The 5,430-nt window shown below is 60.7% G+C and carries 7 protein-coding genes; 5 read left to right on the plus strand and 2 right to left on the minus strand.

Annotated elements, in window-relative coordinates; genetic code table 11:
• The first annotated feature begins 150 nt into the window (after positions 1–150).
• The 3 genes from H1D44_RS20455 (at position 151) to H1D44_RS20465 (ending at position 1,983) form a co-directional block, all read left to right on the plus strand.
• The gene (locus H1D44_RS20455; RefSeq protein WP_181517114.1) at positions 151–777 is read left to right on the plus strand and encodes a LysE family translocator; all 627 of its coding nucleotides are present in this window, start codon (positions 151–153) and stop codon (positions 775–777) included.
• A 310-nt stretch (positions 778–1,087) separates the two neighbouring features.
• A complete protein-coding gene (locus H1D44_RS20460; RefSeq protein WP_238984611.1) occupies positions 1,088–1,264 on the plus strand; it encodes an alpha/beta fold hydrolase in 177 nt (58 codons plus the stop codon).
• 107 nt (positions 1,265–1,371) lie between these two features.
• The gene (locus tag H1D44_RS20465; protein WP_181517119.1) at positions 1,372–1,983 is read left to right on the plus strand and encodes a LysE family translocator; all 612 of its coding nucleotides are present in this window, start codon (positions 1,372–1,374) and stop codon (positions 1,981–1,983) included.
• Positions 1,984–2,189: 206 nt separating this feature from the next.
• Here H1D44_RS20465 and H1D44_RS20470 read toward each other — a convergent pair whose 3' ends face one another.
• A complete protein-coding gene (locus H1D44_RS20470; RefSeq protein ID WP_181517115.1) occupies positions 2,190–2,930 on the minus strand; it encodes a dienelactone hydrolase family protein in 741 nt (246 codons plus the stop codon).
• Between the two features lie 95 nt (positions 2,931–3,025).
• Positions 3,026–4,090: a GGDEF domain-containing protein gene (locus tag H1D44_RS20475; RefSeq protein ID WP_181517116.1), complete on the minus strand. Its 1,065-nt coding sequence runs from the start codon at positions 4,088–4,090 to the stop codon at positions 3,026–3,028.
• 241 nt (positions 4,091–4,331) lie between these two features.
• Between H1D44_RS20475 and H1D44_RS20480 the strand changes: the two genes are divergently transcribed.
• The gene (locus tag H1D44_RS20480) at positions 4,332–4,796 is read left to right on the plus strand and encodes a GNAT family N-acetyltransferase (RefSeq protein ID WP_181517117.1); all 465 of its coding nucleotides are present in this window, start codon (positions 4,332–4,334) and stop codon (positions 4,794–4,796) included.
• Between the two features lie 35 nt (positions 4,797–4,831).
• Positions 4,832–5,430 (plus strand): alpha/beta fold hydrolase (locus tag H1D44_RS20485; RefSeq protein ID WP_181517118.1); only part of this gene is annotated, 599 nt, incomplete at its 3' end.

A 5,430-nucleotide genomic window follows, 5' to 3' on the forward strand; every position in this document is an offset into this window, starting at 1 on the left:
GTCCTCCTTGGGATCAGGAGACACCAGTCTGACGCGTGCTAATCAGCTGCAGAAGATGGGGTTTGTGGAGCGCTTACGCTGTTGGCCCTCTGGCTACTGGGGCGCGGTGGCAGTTAACTCAGGCGTTAGCCGCATAAAGGGAGTTCTACCATGTCCATCGAGCTGTGGCTTGCCTTCGTGGCTGCATCCGCGGTGCTTCTCGTCATTCCTGGCCCGACCATCTTTACGGTCATAAGCTACTCCATGGCACATGGCCGGCGAGCGAACGTGCCGCTCGTCGCTGCCGTTGCACTTGGCGATTCAACGGCCCTGGTGGTCTCGCTTCTCGGCTTGGGCGCACTGCTGGCCACTTCGGCTTTCTGGTTTACGGTCGTCAAGTGGGCTGGCGGACTGTACTTGCTTTACCTTGGCATCAGACTCCTCTGCGCTGGTATCTCTCCCGTCGAGCTGGCTGCGTCGGCCACGCCGGGATCACGTTGGAGGCTGTTCGTTAATACCTACCTTGTCACTGCGCTCAATCCGAAGGGCATCGTATTCTTCGTTGCCTTTCTGCCGCAGTTCATCAATCCGAGCGCGGCCGTCACGCAACAGCTTTGGGTTCTTGCCGTCACCTTCGTAGCTATGGCCGCGCTCAATGCAGCGCTGTATGCAGTATTTGCCAGCTCGGCGAGAAAGCTGCTGGCCTTGCCACGGGCACAACGGTGCTTCAACCTGGCAGGAGGTTCGCTGCTGTCAGCCGCTGGTGTGTGGGCTCTCCTCGCAAAGCGTCCTGCATGAAGGCGGCTAGCCCGCTTATCGAATGAGCGCCTTTCTGCGGGCGGCGGGCACGCCGCTCTGGAGCCGGTCGCAGCGTGGCGGTGGGCAGCGTTTGCCTTACACGTAACACCCGAAGGCAATTCAAGTATGAAAGAAGTACTAGGTTGGTGCGTGGCGAATCAACTCAGGTACTGCACATGTGTTTGACGCTGAGAGGACTCAGAGGACCGCTGAGTTAAATTTCGATCGTACGCCGAATATACTGACGACATTCAACCACGCTACCTTAGGAGGTGGCGAGGAATGGCTCGGGAGATTAAGTGAGATCGCCGTGCCAACCTTGATCATTCACGGCACAGAGGATCCTGTGCTTCCTTATGTGCACGGCTTGGCACTGAAAGATGCGATTCGTGGTTCGAAAATGCTGACACTGGAAGGCACGGGGCATGAACTGCATCATGAAGACTGGCCGAAGATCTTCCAGGCGATCAAGGGACAAACGTCATAGCGATGGGTTGCACCGTGCAGCAAGTTGCTGCACCTAGAAAAATTCGATAGCGCTCGCTATTTTTCGATGAGCAAAGCCTTCAATAAGGAGAGCCAGCCGTGTCGCTAATGGCTATTTTGCTATTCATACCAGCATGTTTTGCTTTGAACATGGCGCCAGGCCCCAATAATCTACTCTCGATGGCGAACGCCAAGCGTTATGGGGTCAGAACCGCCTGTTACGCAGGTATTGGGCGGCTGGTTGCATTCGTAGGCATGATCACGCTCGCCGCGACAGGGCTGGCAACAGTGCTGTATACGTCCGAACGGTTGTTTTTCGTTATTAAAGTCGCGGGAGGACTCTATCTACTCTGGCTGGCTTATCAGCTTTGGACCGCAGATCCAACTGACGGTGTGGGCGAGGCGCTGGGAGGGAAAAGCCTGTTCCAACTCGCGAGACAGGAGTTTTTGCTGGCGGCTGGCAACCCTAAGGCTATTCTGATTTTTACTGCCTTCCTGCCTCAGTTTGTTGATCCTGCAGGCTCCGTTTGGCTACAGTTTTTTATTCTAGGTGTTCTGTTTTTAGTCCTTGAGTGGGTGGCAATAGCCGGGTATGCCTTTTTCGGCAAAGCATTGCGCCATTGGTTCTCCCACCCTTCTATGCGTCGTCTTTTCAATAGAATGTGTGCGGGATTGTTTGGTAGTGCGGGGGTTGGACTTTTACTGGCTCGCCGTGAATGAACCAATGAACCAATGAAGCAATGACATTTGCTCCCTGTGGCCGCTGGGTGCTCGTTGCTCGCGCCCGTTATTGCGGGCGTTACATCAGACTATTCTTAAAGCCTGCTCTTGGCTGAAACAAGCCAAGGCAGAGCAATCAGATCCAATCCCGCACTTCCATCTCAGCGGCCCCTCCATCGGGGCCGCTATTGTTTCAATAGCCTCTCCTACAGCGTCTCCTCCAGCAGCATGGCGATGCGCTTGTGATGCAGGGCATCGGCAGCGGCGTCATAGGAGGGGGCGTCCTTGGCGGTGAAGCCATGGGCGGCGCCCCTGTAGAGTTCGGTGGTGAAATGCACGCCGGCCCTGGCCAGCGCCTCGTCCACGCGGGCGATCTGGTCGGGGGGCAGCAGGTCGTCCTTGTCGGCGTGGCCGAGGTAGACACGCCCCTCGATGCTGTCCATCACGTGCACAATGCTGTTCGCGTCGCCGGCGGCTGCCAGGTTGGCCGAGTGGAAACCCGCCGCGGCGGCCACACGGTGAGGATGTTCGGCCGCCATGCGCAGCGCGAAGGCGCCGGTCATGCAGTAGCCGACCACGCCCAGCTTGCCGTTCGCGAACTCCGCTTCCTTGTCGATGCAGCCCAGCAGGGCGGCGAAGTCGCGGGACTGCGCCTCGGGGGTGAGCAGGCCGGCATAGCCGAATAGCGTGGGGCGCACGTTCGGGTCGCGGAACGACTTGCCCTCCGGCACCACGGGGCCGCGCGCACTGCGGTAGTAGACGTTGGGCATCAGCACGGCATAGCCGTTGTCCGCCACCTGCTGGGCCTTCTCGTGATAGCAGGGGCGCAGGCCACCGATGTCGGTGAACAGCACCACTGCCGGAAGCGGGCGGTCGGCGTTCGCCGGCGTGAAGACATGCGCGTCAATGGTGCCGTCGGCAGCGGGGATATCGATAGCACGAGACATGGTCGGGCTCCAGGTCGTCGATGGCGAATGTAGGTCGTCGTGTCGCTTGAGACGAATCTACCCGGAGAGAAGCCCTGTGACGAGGCCATTCGAGCCTAGGAGGTCGCGTCGGCTGCCGCTTCTCGCTCGACGCCGGCCCTCAGGGCAGGGCCACCACAGACGCGGTTGCGGCCCTTTGCCTTGGCTTGGTAAAGCCGTTCATCGGCGACTCGGCTGAGCGCATCCAGGTCCATCCCGTCGGGACCGTATTCGGCGACGCCGATGCTGACGGTGAGCTTGAGGATCTTGCCCTGATGCTCGATGGCCAACTGCTCCAGGCTCTGGCGCAGTTCCTCCGCAATGGCGAGAGCACGCTTGCCATCGGTGTTGTTCAACAGCACCAGGAACTCCTCGCCGCCAAAGCGTGAGATCAGGTCGGTCTCCCGCAGGCGCTTTTCCAGCATACGGGCGAAGGCGACCAATACCGTGTCACCGGCCTCGTGACCGTGCTCGTCGTTGATCCGCTTGAAGCGATCCAGGTCCAGCATCAGCAACGAGAGCGGGGTTCCCTTGCGCCGCGCCTGTGCCTGCTCCCAGTGAAAGACATCGATGAGACGCGCGCGATTGGCCAGCCCGGTCAGCGGGTCGACGGTCGCCAGCCGCGTCAGCTTCAGCTCGGAGCGCTCGCGGGTGCGTTCGTAGAAGTGCGACATGCCCAGGGTGGTCAGTGCGGCGATAACGGCGTTGGCCAGTACCTCCACCCGCACGAGTTCGGGGCTGGCGCCAAAGCGGTACAGGTAGATGGCGCCGCCGGCCCCCATATAGCCCAATGAGAGCCATAGACCCAGCCTGGAACCGAGCAGGAGATGGGTGACGAGCGGGATGACCAGTAGCCAGATGAAGGCGTACGGCGAGATGTCCGGGCGGCTCAGCAGCAGGATCGTGGCCGAAAGCAGCACCAGCATGAAGCGCAGGCACCATGCCTGAACTCGCTGGGTGCGACGAACCACCACCAGCAAGCCGGCGGCGAAGGCGGCAAGGGCAACCTGGATCCATGCGACCAGGAACATGCCATCGGGAAAGTTGAGAGCCGCAAAGAGAAGAGCGCTGACGATGGTGACCAGCAGCATGGCCTGCAGCACCGCCCGTCGATGTTCTTGATCCGCTTGGTAAGGGTGCATACACGGGATCCTTGTCTGATCGCGCTGCTCTTCGGTTCGCGGTGGCAGTGCCTGGCGGCGCCTCCTGCTGGCATCAGGGTGACTTTACAGGATCGGGACTCGCTGGCGCATGGAGGCGAACTCTTGCGGTAAAGAAATGTAACGCGAGTGTTAAGCCTAACCGCAGAGCCGCTGTTCGGTCTTGATCGATATCAACTACCTTTCCTCTGGGGATAGGCTAAACGGCTTAGGCGAGGTATCCATGAAGATACGGCGGGCGACAACCGGCGAGGAAGAGCTCTGGCGCAAGGCTGTCGCCAACACCCTTGCCCTGGAAGGGCAGCAAAGCCCGGCCGCCACCGCCGCTGAGCTTGCCGAAGGGCTCGCCGATCCGCGCTGCTACCTGTTCATTGCCGAATCGAGTGCCGGGCCTGTCGGTTTGCTCAGTGCCTACCGATTTCCCGACGTCACCACAGGCGGCCATCTCGTCTACTTGTACGACATCGCCGTGAACGACAAGCACCGGGGAAAAGGAGTCGCCACCCGGCTCATCCAGGCCTTGATCGCGTGTTGCGAAGCCGACGGCGTGCGGCTCGTCTGGGCAGGTACCGAGGCTACGAACATGTCCGCACGGCGAGCGTTCGAGGCCACTGGCGCCGTGCAGGAGGGTAGCGCCTATATTGAGTACGAGTGGGCGCTACTTCGCCCAAACGATGGCCAGGAGTGAGTTGGCAAACAGAGTCGAGAGAGAAGGCGCATAGAATGAGTACCCTCTGCATCGAGGCATGGGGCTCGGGCACGCCCGTTCTCCTGATACACGGCTCTCTGGCGACCGGCCAGGAAGAGTGGGAGGCTCAGCAACCGCTCGCGGAGGAGGGCTACCGGCTACTGGCACTGGACCGGCGCGGCTATGGGCAGAGTCCCGCGGCAAAGGGCGAAGACTTCTTGCAAGACGCGGACGATGTCGTCGAGCTGAAGGGCGATGGCGTGCACCTTGTCGGCCATTCCTATGGCGGTATGGCCGCGATGTTCGCTGCGGCCCGGCGTCCAGAAGCGACGCTCTCCCTGGCGCTCTTCGAGCCACCCGCGTTTTCTCTTGCGCAGCACGATAGAGCGGCGCGGGCGCTCGTCTCCAGGATTCAGGAGATGTGGGATCTCGATCTATCGGATGGTGAGTGGGGGAAGCGTTTCCTCCGGGCCGTGGGGACGGAACCGGAGGCGCTTCCTCCCGAGCTCCTCGAGCAAATCGTGCCGCTGGTGCCCCTGCTTCGCCATGGCCGAACCCTGTTCTGGTCAAGTCAGAGCGGACACATTTTCAAGCCGCAGCTGCCAATTCAATCTCCCTCGGCGTCTGGTAGCCC

The sequence above is a fragment of the Billgrantia kenyensis genome (assembly GCF_013697085.1).
In the GTDB taxonomy this organism is placed as follows: Bacteria; Pseudomonadota; Gammaproteobacteria; order Pseudomonadales; family Halomonadaceae; genus Halomonas; species Halomonas kenyensis.

Bases quoted from the DNA above. Each gene is read 5' to 3' on its own strand.
- H1D44_RS20455 (WP_181517114.1), top strand. From the start codon at position 151: ATGTCCATCGAGCTGTGGCTTGCCTTCGTGGCTGCATCCGCGGTGCTT.
- H1D44_RS20465 (WP_181517119.1), top strand. From the start codon at position 1,372: ATGGCTATTTTGCTATTCATACCAGCATGTTTTGCTTTGAACATGGCG.
- H1D44_RS20470 (WP_181517115.1), bottom strand. From the start codon at position 2,930: ATGTCTCGTGCTATCGATATCCCCGCTGCCGACGGCACCATTGACGCG.
- H1D44_RS20475 (WP_181517116.1), bottom strand. From the start codon at position 4,090: ATGCACCCTTACCAAGCGGATCAAGAACATCGACGGGCGGTGCTGCAG.
- H1D44_RS20480 (WP_181517117.1), top strand. From the start codon at position 4,332: ATGAAGATACGGCGGGCGACAACCGGCGAGGAAGAGCTCTGGCGCAAG.